The sequence below is a fragment of the Rhizobium sp. 05L419 genome (genome assembly GCF_056397845.1).
The window spans coordinates 81297-99146 of record NZ_JBFTOF010000014.1; the positions used below are offsets into that span (position 1 = coordinate 81297).

At 62.3% G+C, this 17850-nt stretch carries 16 protein-coding genes and 1 pseudogene; 9 read left to right on the forward strand and 8 right to left on the reverse strand.

Annotation, left to right across the window (positions count from 1 at the left end; translation table 11 throughout):
* The first annotated feature begins 80 nt into the window (after positions 1–80).
* Together AC1DMK_RS18325 and bacA are read left to right on the forward strand one after the other, a co-directional pair.
* On the forward strand, positions 81–1265 hold the full coding sequence (locus AC1DMK_RS18325) for a YbfB/YjiJ family MFS transporter (RefSeq protein ID WP_477860903.1): 1185 nt from the start codon (positions 81–83) through the stop codon (positions 1263–1265).
* A gap of 123 nt (positions 1266–1388) precedes the next feature.
* Positions 1389–2654: a bacteroid development protein BacA gene (gene bacA / locus AC1DMK_RS18330; protein WP_477860904.1), complete on the forward strand. Its 1266-nt coding sequence runs from the start codon at positions 1389–1391 to the stop codon at positions 2652–2654.
* Positions 2655–2840: 186 nt separating this feature from the next.
* Here bacA and AC1DMK_RS18335 read toward each other — a convergent pair whose 3' ends face one another.
* Positions 2841–3836 (reverse strand): polysaccharide deacetylase family protein, encoded by a 996-nt coding sequence (locus AC1DMK_RS18335; RefSeq protein WP_477860906.1) that lies wholly within the window; start codon positions 3834–3836, stop codon positions 2841–2843.
* A 117-nt stretch (positions 3837–3953) separates the two neighbouring features.
* On the opposite strand from AC1DMK_RS18335, the gene AC1DMK_RS18340 reads away from it, so the two are divergent.
* The 3 genes from AC1DMK_RS18340 (at position 3954) to der (ending at position 6763) form a co-directional block, all read left to right on the forward strand.
* Positions 3954–4538, forward strand: a complete 585-nt coding sequence (locus AC1DMK_RS18340; protein ID WP_477860908.1) for an NnrU family protein — start codon at positions 3954–3956, stop codon at positions 4536–4538.
* A gap of 104 nt (positions 4539–4642) precedes the next feature.
* On the forward strand, positions 4643–5326 hold the full coding sequence (locus AC1DMK_RS18345; RefSeq protein ID WP_477860910.1) for a tetratricopeptide repeat protein: 684 nt from the start codon (positions 4643–4645) through the stop codon (positions 5324–5326).
* Between the two features lie 15 nt (positions 5327–5341).
* Positions 5342–6763 carry a ribosome biogenesis GTPase Der gene (der, locus tag AC1DMK_RS18350; RefSeq protein WP_037058750.1) on the forward strand — a complete coding sequence of 474 codons (1422 nt, stop codon included), beginning with the start codon at positions 5342–5344 and terminating at the stop codon, positions 6761–6763.
* A gap of 109 nt (positions 6764–6872) precedes the next feature.
* Here der and AC1DMK_RS18355 read toward each other — a convergent pair whose 3' ends face one another.
* Complete coding sequence (locus tag AC1DMK_RS18355) at positions 6873–7106, reverse strand: hypothetical protein (protein ID WP_477860912.1); 234 nt, start codon at positions 7104–7106, stop codon at positions 6873–6875.
* 263 nt (positions 7107–7369) lie between these two features.
* Between AC1DMK_RS18355 and AC1DMK_RS18360 the strand changes: the two genes are divergently transcribed.
* Positions 7370–8587 carry an MFS transporter gene (locus tag AC1DMK_RS18360; protein ID WP_477860914.1) on the forward strand — a complete coding sequence of 406 codons (1218 nt, stop codon included), beginning with the start codon at positions 7370–7372 and terminating at the stop codon, positions 8585–8587.
* A gap of 118 nt (positions 8588–8705) precedes the next feature.
* Here AC1DMK_RS18360 and AC1DMK_RS18365 read toward each other — a convergent pair.
* Positions 8706–9055: pseudogene (locus AC1DMK_RS18365) on the reverse strand (phage portal protein); the annotation flags it as partial.
* A gap of 174 nt (positions 9056–9229) precedes the next feature.
* On the opposite strand from AC1DMK_RS18365, the gene AC1DMK_RS18370 reads away from it, so the two are divergent.
* A complete protein-coding gene (locus AC1DMK_RS18370; protein ID WP_477860916.1) occupies positions 9230–9925 on the forward strand; it encodes a PDZ domain-containing protein in 696 nt (231 codons plus the stop codon).
* 157 nt (positions 9926–10082) lie between these two features.
* On the opposite strand, the gene AC1DMK_RS18375 is transcribed toward AC1DMK_RS18370, so the two are convergent.
* Together AC1DMK_RS18375 and AC1DMK_RS18380 are read right to left on the reverse strand one after the other, a co-directional pair.
* Positions 10083–11255 (reverse strand): glycosyltransferase family 4 protein, encoded by a 1173-nt coding sequence (locus tag AC1DMK_RS18375; RefSeq protein ID WP_477860991.1) that lies wholly within the window; start codon positions 11253–11255, stop codon positions 10083–10085.
* 175 nt (positions 11256–11430) lie between these two features.
* Positions 11431–12351, reverse strand: a complete 921-nt coding sequence (locus AC1DMK_RS18380) for a sugar kinase (RefSeq protein WP_477860918.1) — start codon at positions 12349–12351, stop codon at positions 11431–11433.
* 140 nt (positions 12352–12491) lie between these two features.
* Between AC1DMK_RS18380 and AC1DMK_RS18385 the strand changes: the two genes are divergently transcribed.
* Positions 12492–12746: a hypothetical protein gene (locus AC1DMK_RS18385; protein ID WP_477860920.1), complete on the forward strand. Its 255-nt coding sequence runs from the start codon at positions 12492–12494 to the stop codon at positions 12744–12746.
* 103 nt (positions 12747–12849) lie between these two features.
* Complete coding sequence (gene bglA, locus AC1DMK_RS18390) at positions 12850–14502, forward strand: beta-galactosidase BglA (RefSeq protein WP_477860922.1); 1653 nt, start codon at positions 12850–12852, stop codon at positions 14500–14502.
* A 93-nt stretch (positions 14503–14595) separates the two neighbouring features.
* Here the strand turns inward: bglA and AC1DMK_RS18395 are convergent, their stop codons facing one another.
* The 3 genes from AC1DMK_RS18395 to AC1DMK_RS18405 form a co-directional block, all read right to left on the reverse strand.
* Positions 14596–14811, reverse strand: coding sequence for a hypothetical protein (locus AC1DMK_RS18395; RefSeq protein ID WP_477860924.1), 216 nt, complete (start codon positions 14809–14811; stop codon positions 14596–14598).
* 30 nt (positions 14812–14841) lie between these two features.
* Complete coding sequence (gene ade / locus AC1DMK_RS18400; RefSeq protein ID WP_477860925.1) at positions 14842–16545, reverse strand: adenine deaminase; 1704 nt, start codon at positions 16543–16545, stop codon at positions 14842–14844.
* A 143-nt stretch (positions 16546–16688) separates the two neighbouring features.
* Entirely contained in the window at positions 16689–17795 is a 1107-nt protein-coding gene (locus tag AC1DMK_RS18405; protein WP_037058729.1) for a branched-chain amino acid ABC transporter substrate-binding protein, read from the reverse strand.
* Between the last annotated feature and the right edge of the window lie 55 nt (positions 17796–17850).

Here is a 17850-nt window from a genome sequence, read left to right on the forward strand (position 1 = left end):
GGGTGGAGGTTTTTCGAAATTGATCGATCGATCAGAAAATCTTGATTGTCGCCGTCATTGTGCAGCGCGATAAGCAGAGGATGTTGGCACGCAATGAGACCTTCCCGACACATCTGTTGCGCACTGCCCTTGCCGGCGCGATCGCCATGGCCGCCGCCATGGGCTTCGGGCGGTTTTCCTACACGCCGATTCTGCCCGGCATGATGAGCGGCGTCCCGCTTTCTGCAGCCGATGCGGGCTTCATCGCCTCGGCGAACTTCGTCGGCTATCTCGTCGGTGCGGTCCTTGCCGCCTATGGCTGGGCAGCCGGGCGTGAACGCAAGGTGGCACTCCTGGCGCTGGCGGCAACGGCGCTGCTGCTGGCGGCCATGGCAATGACGAGTTCCGTCATGACCTTTGCCGCGATTCGCTTCCTTGCCGGCGTCGCCAGCGCGTTTGCGCTGGTCTTCACCTCGTCGATCGTCCTCGGCCATGGGGCGGCCGCGGGCAACGATCATGTGCAGGCGGCGCATTTTGGCGGCCCCGGCGCCGGAATTGCCCTGTCGTCCGTCATGGTGATGCTGATCGGGCTTGCCCATCATGGTAGCCCCGATGCCTGGCGGGCGAACTGGATCGGCGGCGCGATCTATTCGGCCGTCAGTCTCGTGGCGGTCTGGTTCCTCCTTCCATCCGGGCCGGCTGCCTCGGCGCGAACCGGCAAGGAGCCGGCGATCGTCTGGAACCGGCCGATCCAATTGTTGACGGCGTCCTACGGTCTTTTCGGCTTCGGCTACGTCATCACGGGCACCTTCCTGGTGACGATCGCGCGCATGGACGCGGCGGGGCAGACGGTGGAATTTCTCTGCTGGTTCATCGCGGGTCTCACGGCGTCGATCGCTCTTTTTGCGTGGAAGCCTCTCGTCCGTCTGCTTGGGCTGGGGAACGTCTATGTGGCAGCCTTGCTGGTCGAAACGGTGGGCGTGCTGGCAACCGTGCTCTTGCCGCGCTCCATAGCGCCGCTGTTCGGCGGCGCGCTGTTCGGCGCTACCTTCCTGGCAATCACCGCCTACGGGCTGCAGATCGGCCGCAAGCTTTCGCCCGCAAGCCCGCGCCGGACGCTTGCCATGATGACGGCGGCGTTCGGCGTCGGCCAGATCGTCGGCCCCATCGTCGCAGGCTGGATCGCGGAGCGGACAGGCAGCTTCACGACGCCGACCTACATGGCGGCGATGGCGCTCGTGGTGTGCGCGCTGCTGGTCCTGCCCATCGTCAAGAAGGTCTCTTAAGGCGTTACAATTGCGTAACAATGAGACGGAGCCATTGCCGCTTTCGGCGAACTGCCGTAGTTTTCGCCGCAATTGGTCTGTTAGAGACCGCGAAGATTCCCGTTCAGGAAAGCAACGTCTCCCGTGTTCGTATCGTATTTCCCCAAGCCCAAACTCTTCTTCATCTCCGCCGTGGCATGGGCGCTTCTTGCCGTTCTCGTCTGGTATTTCGGAGGCTCCAGCCTCGGTTCCGTCGTCGGCCTGGCGCCACTCACCGACGGGCAGGAGGCTCCGATCGGCGCCTCGGTCTTCTGGTCGACGCCGTTCCTGTGGTTCTACATCTACTATGCCATCGCCGTCGCGCTGTTTGCCGGCTTCTGGTTCAGCTACAGCCCGCACCGGTGGCAGATGTGGTCCGTGCTGGGCTCCGCACTGATCATCTTCAACACCTATTTTTCTGTTCAGGTCAGCGTCGCCATCAACGCGTGGTACGGGCCGTTCTACGATCTCATCCAGCAGGCATTGGCAAAGACCGCGCCAGTGACCGCAGAACAGCTCTATCTCGGAATGCTGGGCTTTGCCGGCATCGCCTTCATTGCGATCACCGTCGGCGTGCTCAACCTGTTCTTCGTCAGCCACTGGATCTTCCGCTGGCGAACGGCGATGAACGAATACTACATGGCGCATTGGCCGCAGCTTCGCCATATCGAAGGCGCCTCGCAGCGCGTTCAGGAAGACACGATGCGCTTCTCGTCGACGGTGGAGAGCCTGGGCGTCAGCCTCGTCAGCTCCGTCATGACGCTGATCGCGTTCCTGCCTGTGCTCTTCAAGATCGGCGCCAGCATCACCGAGCTGCCGCTGATCGGCGAAGTGCCGCATGCGCTCGTCTGGGCAGCGCTCTTCTGGTCGATCTTCGGCACGGTGTTTCTGGGTCTTGTCGGCATCAAGCTGCCGGGTTTGGAATTCCGCAACCAGCGCGTCGAAGCGTCGTACCGCAAGGAGCTCGTATACGGCGAAGACCATGCGGACCGCGCCACGCCGCCAACGGTCGCCGAACTCTTCGCCAATGTGCGCCGGAATTACTTCCGCCTCTATTTCAACTACATGTACTTCAACGTCGCCCGCATTTTCTACCTGCAGGCCGACAACCTCTTCAGCCTGATCGTTCTGGTGCCGTCGATCGTTGCCGGCAAGCTGACGCTCGGTTTGCTGACGCAGATCAACAACGTCTTCGACCAGGTCCGTGGCTCGTTCCAGTATCTCGTCAATTCGTGGACGACGATCGTCGAGTTGCTGTCGATCTACAAGCGCCTGCGGACGTTCGAATCGGCGATCGGCGGCGAGCCGCTGCCTGAGATCGACCAACGCTATCTCGAGCGCGAGGCCGGCATCGTCCACGCCGACGGCTAGGCGGGTTGCGACCTCATCCGGCTGCCGCCACCTTCTCCCCGAGGGGAGAAGGGATATGCCACGAGGGCCGAACTCGTTGTTGAGGTAAGCGACGTGGGTGCCACTATCGCCTTCTCCCCGTCGGGGAGAAGGTGCCCAAAGGGCGGACGAGGGGCCGCTTGCGCAGACCTACAAGGCTTCAAGAGCTCAGAGCCCCGAAGCGTCCTGCGCTTTGAGCTTACCGCGCGCCTTGATGACAGGGATCGCCTCGGAATAGCTGACGCAGGCGACGTCCTGGCGATGACAGACGTCGCTCACCAGCCTGTCGAGCGCCCGCCAATAGGCGCCACCGTTCATCTCCACGAAATGAAAGCCGAGCTGCAGCGGAATGCGGTTGCCGGAATACTGCTTGTCGAACGCCTCCTTGAAGGCAACGTAGGCGCGGTCTTCGAACTCCCGTGTGTCGGCCTTGTCCTCCTCGCCCTTGGAGTGACGGACGAAGAGATTGTAGTCCATGCCGATGACGGGCTTTTCGCGCGGGCCTTCCGGGATCAGCGGCAGGCCGAAGCGGATGATGCCGTTTTCTTCGATGGGCATGGCCGGACCCTTGGTCACGAGGCTTGCATCATAGCTGAAGCCTGCCTTCGTCTCCGCCGAGATCATGTCGGTACCTGCAGTGGCCGAAAGGTAGGGAGCGCGAAAGCCGTGGATGCCGTGGTCGACCAGATCCTGCCAGCCTTTCGGCTCCTCGAGATCGACGCCCTTCCAGGCGTTCTTCAGCGCCGCATGGAAGGTCGCGTATTCCGCGGACCAATCGGCCTCGCTCCACTGCCGGCCATCGAAGTGGCCGCAGGCGTGGCTGGAGATGTCGTGGCCTTCCAGATGGGCGTGCCAGATGTTGCCGAGGCGCTCGCGGATTTCATCGTCGCTCTGGGCAAAACCGACATTCGACTTGCCCTGCTTCTGGTGCGGCGCCTGGTAGGCCCTCTTGGCCGTCTGGTTCATCAGGAAGGTGCATGAGAGAAAGTAAGTGAAGTGCGCACCGTTCTTCGCCGCCATCTCGCGGCTCTTTTGCCACAATGCGTTGTCATGCGCGCCGTCGAACGAGATGATGACCAACTGCTTCGGTTGGTCGTTGGCACCCGCGGCCGCAGGGATCAGCAGGGAAACGGCAAGGGAGGCTTGGAAAAGGGAACGAAACATGGGCACCGCGACAATTTGTTTGCGGCTTTCCTGTTACAGAATTGCGGCGAAGCTGCGGTGGCGCTGGCGTTTTTCTGCGCCTGCCGCTAAGTCAGGTTACGCACAGGAGGCGCATTCATGACATTGCTTGTAGTCGGCATCGTACTTTTCCTCGGGCTTCATCTGGTGCGGGTCGTGGCACCCGGCTTTCGTCAATCCATGATCGCGAGCGTTGGGGAGAGAGGCTGGAAGGTCGGCTATTCGGTCGGCAGCATCCTGACGCTCGTGCTTTTGATCTATGGCTTCGGTCAGGCGCGGCAGGTGACGGGCATGCTTTACAATCCTCCCGTCTGGATGGCGCATATCACGATTACGCTGATGCTGATCGCGGTCATCTGTCTGGTCGCCTCGCTGTTGCCGGCGGGGCATATTGCGGTCAAGACAAAGCACCCGATGGTGCTGTCGGTGAAGATCTGGGCGCTCTCGCACCTGCTCGCCAATGGCGAAACCTCCTCGGTGCTGCTGTTCGGCGCTTTCCTTGCCTGGGGGGTCATCCTGCGGATTTCGCTGAAGCGGCGCCAGCGGGCAGGCGACATCACGCTGCGGCCCTTCGTCTCGGCCAAGTACGATCTTTATGCAGTCGTCATCGGCGTGGTCGCCTGGGCGCTGATCACCTTCAAGCTGCACGAGCTCCTGATCGGCGTTTCCCCGCTCGCCATGTAACGAATCTTTCACATCCCCCTTACAACTGCCGCAAAATGGGGTAGAAGGCCCAACAATGTGCGTGCAACCCGCATGATTAGGCATATCCGCGGCCGGAGATGAGAATGGCATTCAACGACGACAGCTTCATTCGTGAAGTCAATGAGGAACTGCGTTCCGATCAGATGAAGGGCGCGTGGCGCCGGTTCGGCCGCTACCTGATTACGATCGCCGTTCTGATCGTGCTCGGCACCGTCGGTTACAAGGTCTACGAATACTGGGACGACAACCAGTCTTCCGGCACCGGCGACCAGTTCATTGCCGCCATGAAGCTTGCCGACGCCAACAAGAACGACGAGGCGATTGCTGCGCTCGACAAGCTGGAAAAGGACGGCCATGGCGCCTATCCGATCCTGGCCCGCCTGCGCGCCGCCACGGTGCTTTCGCAGAAGGGTGATACGGCAGGCGCCGTTGCTGCCCTTGATGTGATCGGCAAGGACGCCGCCGCTCCGCCGGCCATTCGCGATGCCGCCAAGATCCGGGCCGGCTGGCTGCTGATCGAGACCGGCACCTACGAGCAGGTCTCGGCCCACGTCGAGGAATTGGCCGTTCCGACCAATGCATTCCGCCACTCCGCTCGCGAAGCGCTCGGTCTTGCCGCCTACAAGGCCGGCAACATGACCCAGGCGCGCCAGTGGTTCCAGGCGATCGCCGACGATGCGCAAAGCCCGCGCAATGTTGCCAATCGCGCCCAGATGATGCTTGATAACATTACCGCATCCGGCAAGGCGCCCGCCGCACAGGGCTGAGTTTAAGGAATTTCAATGAGCTTTACGGTTGCGATCGTTGGTCGCCCGAATGTCGGCAAGTCGACCCTTTTCAACCGCCTCGTTGGAAAGAAGCTGGCCCTTGTCGACGACACGCCCGGCGTCACCCGCGACCGCCGCCCCGGCGATGCGCGGCTCATGGGACTGAACTTCACCATCATCGATACCGCGGGTCTCGAAGAGGCGGACGAGGAAAGCCTGCTGGGCCGCATGCGTGCCCAGACGGAAGCGGCGATCGACGAGGCGGACCTGTCGCTGTTCGTCGTCGATGCCAAGTTTGGCCTGACCCCGGTCGACAAGGATCTGGCGGAGATGCTGCGTCGCCGCGGCAAGCCCGTCATCCTCGTTGCCAACAAGGCGGAAGCCAAAGGTTCCGACGGCGGTTTTTATGACGCTTATACGCTCGGCCTCGGGGAGCCGACGCCGATCTCGGCCGAACACGGGCAGGGGATGCTCGATCTGCGCGACGCCATCGTCGCGGCGATCGGTGAGGACCGCGCCTACCCGAAGGAAAAGGAAGACGTCGCCGTCACCAATGTCGACATTCCGGAGAACCTGGAAGAAGACGAGGATTTCGAGCCGACCTATGACGACACCAAGCCTTTGCGCGTGGCGATCATTGGTCGCCCCAATGCCGGCAAGTCGACACTCATCAACCGTTTCCTCGGTGAAGACCGTCTGCTGACCGGTCCGGAAGCCGGTATCACCCGCGACAGTATCTCGGTCGAATGGGACTGGCGCGGCCGCATCATCAAGATGTTCGATACCGCAGGCATGCGCCGCAAGGCGCGCGTGACGGAAAAGCTGGAAAAGCTGTCCGTCGCAGATGCTTTGCGCTCCATCCGCTTTGCCGAAACCGTGGTCATCGTGTTCGATTCGACCATTCCGTTCGAGAAGCAGGACCTTCAGTTGGTGGATCTTGTGATCCGCGAAGGCCGCGCCGCCGTTCTCGCCTTCAACAAGTGGGACATGATCGAGGATCAGCAGGCCGTGCTTGCCGACCTGCGCGAAAAGACCGAGCGCTTGTTGCCGCAGGCGCGCGGCATCCGCGCCGTGCCGATCTCGGGCCAGACCGGCCGCGGCCTCGACAAGCTGATGCAGGCGATCATCGACACGGACATGGTCTGGAACAAGCGCATCTCGACCGCCAAGCTCAACCGCTGGCTCGAGCAGCAGCAGGTACAGCATCCACCACCGGCCGTTTCCGGCCGCCGCCTCAAGCTCAAATACATGACGCAGGTGAAGGCTCGCCCGCCGGCGTTCATGATCTCCTGCACGCGCTCCGACGCGCTGCCTGAATCCTATACGCGCTACCTGATCAACAGCCTGCGCGTGGATTTCGACATGCCGAGCGTGCCGATCCGCATCCACTATCGCTCACCGGAAAATCCGTACGAGTCGAAGAAGCGGCGGACGTAGGTCGGCGATGAGACTGGCTCGGCCGCGTTCTGCGGCCGGACATCCGCCGTTGCCTCAGGCGACGGATGCAAGGGATTTGCCGTCCGCTCTCCGGCACGGGACGGGGGCATCAAGCACCAAAGTAATAGATCGGTTCACGGGTCAATTCCCCGCTACCGAGGTGGCCGTAGACGTCATTTCCGAGAATCCAGAACGAGATTTTTTGCGTTCTCAAGCAGAAAATGTAGTCCCCTGACACCCAATGCTCGGCTTTATTACCAGCGATGGGGTATAGATGGTCGCCGGCCTGATACATGACGGCCTTATGCGATTTGGAGTCGAATAAATAACGTTCTTCGGACATGTACCTTCCGATTCTATTGTTGTTACAATCTCATGACACTCACGGTTTGTCTAATTTTACTGCTTTAGGCTGTGGATTTATTCTGATCCGTTGGTCGCGGCCTGCGACTGCGGGCCTCTTGCAACCGGAGGCCTGCGCCTGGAAAATTGTCGGCGGATGTCGAATATGTGGACGATCAAACGTCTTAGGGTCGTAAGGGCCGAGGACGGCAGGTCCAGCGCCCGGGAGTGGATCGGATAACGTCGACACGGAGGTTGCKAGCTATGAGTAATTCCTATCGCTGGGTTATCGTCGGCGCGGGTGCGATGATGACCTGCGTTGCGCTTGGTGCGATGTTTTCGCTGGCCATTTTCCAGGGGCCGATCGCAGCGGACACCGGCTGGTCACATGTCGGCATAGCGAGTGCGATGACGCTCAACTTCATCGTCATGGGCATCGGCGGATTCATGTGGGGCGCAGCAAGCGACCGTTTCGGTCCGCGTGTCGTCGTGCTGATCGGATCGGCGTTGCTCGGCTTTGCACTGGTGCTGGCGAGCCGGGCGGGGACCCTCCTGCAATTTCAGCTGACATACGGCATTCTGGTCGGTCTCGCCGCCAGTACGTTCTTCGCTCCGATGATCGCCGCGACGACCGCATGGTTCGACACGAACCGCAGCCTTGCGGTCTCCCTTGTTTCAGCCGGCATGGGCGTTGCACCGATGACCATCTCGCCCATGGCCCGCTGGCTCATCTCGGCCTCCGACTGGCGCACGGCGATGCTCATAATCGGCGTTTCGGCCTGGGCCCTCCTGGTGCCGGCAGCGCTGCTGGTTCGCAAGCCACCAGCCGTGGTCACCGATGAAGGAGAGGCCGGCATCGCGACCAAGGGCGGGCGACCTGCGCTGTCGCAGGTGTTCCGTTCGCCGCAGTTTCTCGTCCTTGGCCTGACCTTCTTCGCCTGCTGTGCAGCCCATTCGGGGCCGATCTTCCATATGGTGAGTTACGCGACGATCTGCGGCGTCGCACCTATGGCTGCGGTCAGTATCTACAGCGTCGAGGGACTGGCAGGGCTTGGCGGGCGTCTCCTTTACGGCGGGCTCGCCGACAGGATCGGCGTAAAGCCGGTCATCGTCGCCGGCCTTTTGGTGCAAGCCATCGCGCTGGCGGCCTATCTGTTCGTCAGCCGTTTGGGCGAATTCTACCTTTTGGCCGTCATCTTCGGCAGCGCCTATGGCGGCGTCATGCCGCTTTATGCGGTTCTGGCACGCGAGTATTTCGGACCGCGCATCGTCGGCACGGTGTTTGGTGCGGCGACGATGCTCTCCAGTCTTGGCATGGCGTTCGGTCCGCTGGTCGGCGGCTGGATCTTCGACACCTTCGCCAACTATTCATGGCTTTTCATCGGCTCTGCGATGGTCGGCCTCGGCGCGGCAGCCGTTGCGCTTGCCTTTCCCGCTCTGCCACGGGAAAGAGCCGAACCGGCATTCGGTACGCTGGGATGATAGAGGTTCCCGCTGAGACTTCCTCCCTATCGCCCCTCATACCTGTGCTCGTCACAGGTATGAGGGGCGATAGGGTCTTTTCACGGCGCGGACGCGTCGTGGCTGGATTCCCGCCACAGGCGTTTCCTGACAGCAGCAGGTGGCAGTAGAGCGCCTCGAAGAAATCCGGGCCGCCCATATGGCCGTGCGGCTGACGCAGCAGCGACAGCAGCGGATGATCGGGCCGCTCGCGATCGCCTTCGGAGAGCAGCAGCGGCACCGAGGCGGTGGCCTCCGACACCAGCCTGACGCCGGATGCGCCACCGGATTGCGCATAAAACCTTCGCGCGACAGGCCGGCGTAGGAGCGCCCGGTCCAGTTCGCCTTGCCTTCCGCAGTCAGCGACATGAAGCCGGAAGCAGCCTTGCGTTCACGCACGAGATTGCGGCCGGCCGTGGCGCGCCACGGCAGCAGGGAGCGGAATTTCATGATTGAGAGCCTCGTGTTCGCGGGGCCGCAGCGGTTGCCCCGCATGTCCAGGGTTGCAGAAACGCAGGTTGCACCCTGCTAACAAGTTAGAGGGATGTTAAAGCCCGACTGCTATTTCTTGCACCAGCGCAGAGCCGGTAGCCCCGCCGGCGCGCTTCGAGTGGAGAAAAACCTTTGAAGACTGCCTATAACGCACTACGCGCACTGATTATCGTTGCCAATATTGCCGCGCCGATGGGCGGCTATTCCGCTGCCTATGCCGCGACACCGCCGGCGCATGGCCTGCCGGCGCCGCAGATTTCCAAGGCGCTCGATGCGCTGCTGCTGCCTGTGAACAAAGCGGTCATCAAACAGTTCAAACTCAAGAAGGGCGAGCGCGGCGTGCTCGTGCTCTCCGTCAAGAAGGGCGGCGTCGCCGACAAGCAGGGCATCAAGCCGGGCGACGTGCTTTCCGAAGTACACGGCCACAAGGTTCACAAGCCCGTCGACGTCGACATCGCCGTCAGCCGCGACCTGAAGGCCGGCAAATCCGATATCGCGTTCGCGGTGCTGCGCGATGGCGCGCCGGTCGCCGTTGCCGCGGTGATCACGCTCGAAGAGTACAACGAAGCGGTGTCGGTGACGGAGATCTCCAGCTGGGAAAGCGATACGACCGAAACGTCGTTCTCCTATTCCGAATACGTGTCTGAGGAAACACAGACGATCGAAAGCTCCTACGAGAGCGAGGAGACCACCGTCGAAGAGGCCACGACGCAGGAGGAATCTTCCAGCGACGAGGAAACCAGCGAGGACGAGAGCGACGACAGCTCCGATGATTCCGGTGACGACAGCTCCGATGATGGTGGCGACGACGACGGCGGCGACGAGTAACAGGACATGACTGGAGGCCGGGCAATGTCCGGCCTCCCAATTTCGATGACTACCCGCCGCGAAGATGGCCGCGGGCTAGATCAGGCTCAGAGTGCCGAGCCGACGATGTTTCATTTCCGCAAGCTCGGCCCGCAGCCATATGGCTCGCCGTTGCACGCTAGACCGATGACGCGGCGCCCGGGTCGCCGAGCCTCTTATTTCTCGGCAACGATTTGGCGGCAAACTGCCAGGCTTTCTTCCATTTTGGCGTAATGACGCCGTTGGCGGCACGGATGTTGTTGATGAACTGTTGGGTTGCCGCCTCCCAGGAGTACTGCATGGCAAGCGCACGCGCTTGTTCCCGCGAGCAGGAAAGGGCGCAAAGGCATGCAGACCGAAGGTCCTCGTCGAGCGCGCCCACATCGCTGTCGTCGCCGATAATGTCGAGCGGACCGGTGACGGGGTAAGCCGCGACCGGCACGCCGGACGCCAGCGCTTCGAGGATCGTATTGCCGAACGTGTCGGTCTGCGACGGGAAGACGAAGACATCGGCCTGCGCATAGATGCGGGCCAGCTCCTCCCCGAATTTCAGGCCGGTGAAGAGCACGCCGGGATAGCGCTTCTCGAGCTCGGCGCGGGCAGGGCCGTCGCCGACAACGACCTTGGAGCCGGGCAGATCGAGGTCGAGAAAGGCAGGCAGGTTCTTCTCCAGCGCAACGCGGCCGACCGTCATGAAGATCGGGCGCTTCAGGCCGAAGGGCTGATCCTCCGGTGCCTCGGGGTGAAACTGGTTGGCGTCGATGCCGCGGCTCCAAGGCACCAGGTTGCGAATGCCCTTTTCGGAGAGCTCCTGCGCGAGGCTGGGCGTTGCCACCATGCAGGCCGCGCCGGCATTGTGGAACCACCGCACGAAGGCATAGAGCCAGCTCTTGGGGATAGGCAGGCGGGCAGCGACGTATTCAGGGAAGCGCGTGTGATAACTGGTCGAGAACGGCATCCGGTTCTTCAGGCACCAGCGCCGCCCTGTCAGCCCGAGCGGGCCTTCCGTGGCGATGTGCACGTATGACGGCTTGTGCTTCCGTATCTCTCTTGCGATCCTGCGGTAGCTGGCGATCGAGAGCCGGATTTCCGGATAGGTCGGGCAGGGGATGCTTCTGAAGCCTTGCGGTGTCACCATCGCAACCTCGATCCCCATCTTCGCAAGCTCACGGTTGGTATTCTCGATCGAGCGAACGACGCCGTTGACCTGAGGGTGCCAGGCATCGCTGATGATGACCAGTCGCTCCGGCTTGTCCAATGGCGATACGGAGGCATTTTCGCCGTGAGGGATGTTCGACAGACGTTGCAGCATGACCCCGACCTTCATCCGCGCCGGTTACCGGATGACGGCGCATAGCCCCGGGCGGGCTCGGATGATCGATTCCCGCGACCTTATTTTGAGGGGCGTCGACGACGGAAATATTACAGTGCTGCCAAGTGCGCGGCCATGCCCCGTTCGTCGTGCAGGCGGTGTGCGCTTTCAGGGCCTACGCCTGTTCCAGCCCGAGTTTTTCCCTGGCCACCAGCGCGCCGTGTTCGCTGACCACGCGCGCAGCGATCCCTGCCGCAAAACGGGCTGCCGCGGGTGCATCCTTGGTTTCGAGATAGCGAGCCAGAAACGCGCCGTTGAAGCTGTCGCCGGCGCTCGTGGTGTCCACGACCTCGGCCACCTTCGCTGCAGGCACGACGCTTTCGATGCCGTCGAAATTCAAGGTCGCACCTTCGGCCCCGTTCTTGACGAGGACATGAGTGGCTCCAAGCGTCTTGTATCTGTGGATCGTCGCATCGATGGACACGTCGCCGAAATGGGCCACCTCGTCGTCAAAGCCCGGCATGACGAGCGTGGAGGCGCGGGCGCCTTCGCTGATTGTCGCGTGCATCTCGTCGTAGCTCGACCAGAGCCGCGGTCGAATGTTCGGGTCGAAAGCGACCAGCTTGCCGGCGGCCTTCGCGCGTCGAACTTCGGCAAGCAGCGTATTGGCGTCGTCGCGTGACAGGATCGCGAGCGTGATGCCGGAGAAATAGACCACGTCGCTGACCTCGATCGCCTGGCGCAGGAAATCGGGATCGGCGGCAAGCTGGCGGGCCGCCGAACTGTCGCGCCAGTAGCTGAACGAACGCTCGCCATCCTTGAGGCTGATCATGTAGAGGCCGGGCGCCTTGCCCTTGATGCGGCGGATCAGGTCGGTGCCGATGCCGGCGTCCTTGAAGAACGCTATCATTTCGTCGGACATGGCATCGTCGCCAAGCGCCGTGCAGTAGTCGACCGTCCATGCATGCGGGAGGCAGGCGCGGGCGTACCAGGCCGTGTTCAGCGTATCTCCGGCAAAGCCCTTTCTCAGCAAGCCGGCGCCGGCCTGCGATAGCTCCACCATGCACTCACCGATTGATAGAAAACGTGCGCTCAACGTCAGCCTCCCTGATTCACCTCGTTTCGCTGATACGCGCAGAGAGGGATCGTGACAAGCGCATAGACGCATGGTTTGCCCGTGGGGCTGACCCGGCGTAAAGTCCCGCCTTGCAAGATGCTGGTTTGGAGGCGGTTCGAATGAAGACGCTGGTGCACATCGCGCTTGTCTTGCTGGTGGTGCAACCGCTCATCGCCCTGCCATCCACCGCCGGGAAGGGTAGCGGGAGCAGCGATGACCCCCGCACCGACAGTGGCAACGCGGCAAAGTGCCGGACGCTTACGGGAAAATGGAGACAGGCAGGAGACAACTCTCACATGCGAAAAGTCATGAACAAACGCGACAAAGTGGAAAAGAAGATGGAGAAGATCGGCTGTCCGGTGCCGACTGCTTGAGGACGTGACGTTCCGCGCCGGCAAAGCGGCGTGACCGCGGTTGTCTTTTGTGCCGTTCGCCTTAGTCTGCACTCGAGTTGATTGGCGCGAGGAACGACGACAGATGGCATTGCAGGCGAGCGGGAATGCGGATTGGTGGCGTGGCGCGGTTGTCTATCAGGTTTATCCAAGGTCGTTTCAGGACACCAATGGCGACGGGCTTGGCGATCTGAAAGGGGTTACCCGGCGTCTTCCCTATATCGCATCCCTTGGCGTCGACGCGATCTGGCTGTCGCCTTTCTTCAAGTCGCCGATGGCCGATATGGGCTACGATGTGTCGGACTATTGCGAGGTCGACCCGATCTTCGGAACACTTGCCGACTTCGACGAGATGATGGCCGCCGCGCACGCGCTCGGCATCAAGGTCGTCATCGACCAGGTAATTTCGCACACGGCGGATGTCCATCCCTGGTTCGTGGAGAGCCGTTCGAGCCGGACCAATTCCAAGGCCGACTGGTATGTCTGGGCGGATCCGAAGCCGGATGGCACTGCACCGAACAACTGGCTTTCCATCTTCGGCGGGCCGGGCTGGGAGTGGGACGGCGTACGCCGGCAATACTACCAGCACAACTTCCTGACCTCGCAGCCGGACCTCAATTTCCACAGCAGGGAGGTTCAGGAGGCTCTGCTTGAAACCGTGAGGTTCTGGCTGGATCGCGGCGTCGACGGCTTTCGCCTCGACACCGTGAACTACTATTTCTGCGACAAGCTGCTGCGGAGCAATCCTCCGCACGAACCCGATACCAGCGATGCCGGGCTCGATGCGCCCGATTCCAATCCCTACGGCATGCAGAACCACCTCTACGACAAGACCCAGCCGGAGAACATTGGCTTCCTGCAGCGTTTTCGCGCGTTGCTGGACCGCTACGAGGGCCGCGCGACCGTCGGTGAAGTGGGCGACGGCGCGCGGTCGTTGAAGACGGTAGCGGCCTATACCAGCGGCGGTGACAAGCTGCACATGTGCTACACCTTCGATCTGCTCGGGCCTGATTTCACCGCGGCGCACATCCGCAACTGTGTCGACGCCTTCCAGAAGGCCGTGGTGGACGGGTGGGTGTGCTGGGCCTTCTCCAATCATGACGTCAATCGCCATGTCAGCCGCTTCGCCAAGACTGAGGCGGAGCGGCCGGTCATCGCGAAGCTGGCGATCTCCGTGCTCGCGGCGCTGCGCGGCTCGATCTGCCTTTATCAGGGCGAGGAACTGGGACTGCCGGAGGCCGAGCTTGCCTTCGAGGATCTGCGGGATCCCTATGGCATCCGCTTCTGGCCGGCCTTCAAGGGGCGCGATGGATGCCGCACCCCGATGCCGTGGGAGGCCGCAAAGGCGCATGCCGGTTTCACGACAGCCGAGAAGTCCTGGCTGCCTGTGCCTCACGAACAGGCTGCCCTTTCCGTGGACACGCAGGAGCCGGACGCAGCATCGGTGCTCAATCACTACCGCCAGACGCTCGCCTTCCGCAAAAGCCATCCGGAACTTGTCGACGGCGACATGGATTTCATCGGCACCAACCAGGATCTGCTGGCATTCACGCGGCGGAAGGGTGGGGAGACGCTGCTTTTCGTCTTCAACCTGACGCGGCAACCGATAAAGTTCCAGCTTCCGGCGGGCATGGTGCTCGGCGACAGGCTGCCAATGCCGGGTGGTGCAGCGGTCGCCGGGGCAGGAGCKGTGAAACTTGGGGCGCTGGATGCGTTTTGTGGGCGGGTGAAGGCTTAGAAGGGTGCAGGGCGGCTATTTAAGCAGTCTGTCGTCCGTGCATTGGAGCCGATCCATCATACGCTCTCCAGAACTCGGCGGTGGCATGGTGGTTCAAAGTGAGTGCTGCTGTCCGGCTCTAAGGTCAGCCAGGGCCTTGCCGGCAAAGCGATCAAGCTTTCCGTCAATGGCGTCTGTTTGGATCTGCTCGTCCCAACGCTCGGCCTGAACCGCTTCAAACCAGGTGGAGAAAGCCTCGAACTCCGTGGGGTCGAGTACGCTGACGGATTTTTCTGTTTGTTCAAGCCTTGTCATCGGCGGCGAAGCCAAGCGCCCGTGGTTCGTTCGCCAAGAACCCACTCATCCGATCAGCGCAAACTTGTCGACATCCACCATGCCCTTGTCCGAGATCTTCAGATGCGGAATGACCGGTAGCGGCAGGAATGCGACCTGCAGGAAGGGCTCCTCCAGGGTGGTCCCGAGCGCGTAGGCGGCCTGTCTGAGATAGTGGAGCGTGTCGCGGACGCTTTCATAGGGCTCGAGGCTCATCAGGCCGGCGACGGGGAGCGCGATCTCGCCGGTGACCTTGCCGTCTTCGACCACCACGAAGCCGCCCTTGATCTCGCCGAGCCTGTTTGCGGCGTGCGCCATGTCGTCCTCGCTGACGCCGACAACGCAGATGTTGTGGCTGTCATGGCCGACGGTGGAGGCGATGGCGCCCTTTTTCAGGCCGAAGCCCTGGACGAAGCCGTTGGCGTGGTTGCCGTTCTTGCCGTGGCGCTCGATGACGGCGACCTTGATGATGTCGTTGGCGAGGTCGACCGATGTCTGGTTGCCCTTGACGGGCAGCCGGTAGCGGCGGTGCTCGGTGATGATCTTGCCTGGCATGACGCCGATCACGGGCGTTTCGCCATCGGCCACCGGCACACCGAAATGGGCGGCGTTGACGGGCCGTGCCTTGACGCTGTCCAGGCCGACGGGCGCAACGGGCCTGCGGGTGGCAAAGAGCTCCGTGGTGACCTTGCGTCCGGCCGAGAAGACCATCTCGGCCTTGCAGGTCTCCAGGCTGTCGACGACGACGAGGTCGGCGCGCCAGCCCGGAGCGACGAGGCCGCGGTCGCTGAGGCGGAATGCGCGGGCCGCCGAGATCGTAGCGGCGCGGTAGACGGCAAGAGGCGCGACGCCCTGTCCGATCGCCGTGCGGATCATGTAGTCGAGATGCCCCTGCTCGGCGATGTCGAGCGGATTGCGGTCGTCGGTGCAAAGCGCGATGAAAGGCGACAGGCGTTCGGTGATGATGGGGATCAGGGCGGCGAGGTCCTTGGAGACGGAACCCTCGCGCACGAGGATGTGCATGCCCTTGCGGATCTTCTCCAATGCCTCTTCAGCGGTGGTGCATTCGTGCTCGGTGCGGATGCCGGCCGAGAGGTAGCCGTTGAGGTCGTTGCCCGACAGCAGCGGTGCATGGCCGTCGATGTGATCTCCCTGGAAGGCCGCGAGCTTGGCCATGCAGATCGGATCCTTGTGGATCACGCCCGGGAAATTCATGAACTCGGCCAGGCCGATGACCTTGGGGTGATCGCGGAACGGCAGCAGCTTTTCGATCGGCAGGTCGGCGCCCGAGGTCTCGAGATGGGTGGCGGGTACGCAGGAGGAGAGTTGGACACGGATGTCCATGATCGTCTCCAGCGCCGAATCCAGGAAGAACTCGATGCCCTCGGTGCCGAGCACGTTGGCGATCTCGTGGGGATCGCATATGACAGTCGTCACGCCGTAGGGCAGGACGCAGCGGTCGAATTCGTGCGGCGTCACCAGCGAGGATTCGATGTGCAGATGCGTGTCGATGAAGCCGGGGACGACGATGCGGCCGGAGATGTCGATCTCGGTCTCGGTCTCGCCTTCATAGTCGCCGCAGGTGCCGACGATGCGGTCGCCGCAGATGGCGATATCCGATTGCACCAGTTCGCCTGTCACAAGATCGAAGAACCGCCCGCCCTTCAGAACGATATCGGCCGGCTCGCGGCCGGTTCCCTGGTCGATAAGGCGTTCGAGTTTGGCGGTCATGGGCGTCCTCGTTCTGATTGCGTCGAACTATAGCCCATATGTCGGGCAAAGCGAGGTCGCCGGGATTTGTCGAGTGCTCGCTCCACATACGAAACCGGGCGCCCGATGAAGGCGCCCGGTGAATGCTGTCGAAAAGGCCAGGCTCATTCAGCCGGAACGATCTTGCCGGCTTCCCACTTGTAGAGGGCAAAGCTCTGCGAGGTCAGGTCGCCGGTCTCGCCATAGGTCAGCTTGCCGATCGCGGTCGCAACAGGCTCGCCGCTCTTCAGCGCGGTGGCGACGGCCTCTGCATCTTCGGCGCTGCCGGCCTTCTCGATACCGGCCTTGAGCACTTCGACTGCGGCATAGGCGTTGAGCGTGAAGGCTTCGGCCGGGATGCCCTTGGCCTTCAGCGCGTCGGCTGCTGTCTTGGAGTCCGGGCTCTTGGTTGCGTCCATGGCGTTGGTGAAGACCGTGCCGGCGGCCGCATCCGTGCCGATGTTCCAGAACTCGCTGTTGGACAGGCCATCGCCGCCGATGATCGTGGCGTTGACGGACAGGTCATGCAGCTGGCGGGCAAGAAGGCCGCCTTCCGGGTGGTAGCCGCCGAAGTAGACGACATCAACCTTCTCGGCCTTGAGACGGGTGGTCAACGCGCTGAAGTCCTTGTCGCCCGGGCTGAGCGCGTCGTCGAGAACTTCCTTGATGCCCCCGGCGTTGAGCGTCGCCTTGAAGCTGTCGGCCAGACCCTTGCCGTAGGCGCCCTTGTCGTTGATGATCGCGACGCGCTTGTCCTTGAAGTTCTTCAGGACGTAGTTGGCGGCGACTTCGGCCTGCTGGTCGTCGCGGCCGCAGGTGCGCAGGACGTTTGTGAGGCCACGCTTCGTCAGATCCGGGGCGGTTGCCGTAGGAGTAACCATCAGCACGCCATTTTCGGCCAGTACGTCGGAAGCCGGAATTGCAACGCCCGACGTGACCGGACCGACGACGAAGCGGATGCCGTCGCCGACGATCTGGTTTGCCGCAGAAACGCCCTGCTTGGGCTCGCCTGCGTCGTCAGCGTATTTCAGAATGACCTTTTCGCCGAGGATGCCGCCGCTCTTGTTGATTTCGTCAACCGCGGTCTGGGCGCCGTTCTTCACCTGGTCGCCATAGGCGGCGACGGGGCCGGTCAGCGGCGCGATCAATCCGATAGTGATGTCTGCATGGGCAATCGGCGCAAAGGCGAGGGAGGCGAGGATGGTCACGCCCGACAATGTCTTGAGGTTCATTTCTCTATCTCCTTGGATGGGTTTGAAACCCGCGACTTTTCGGCCACGGCGGCTA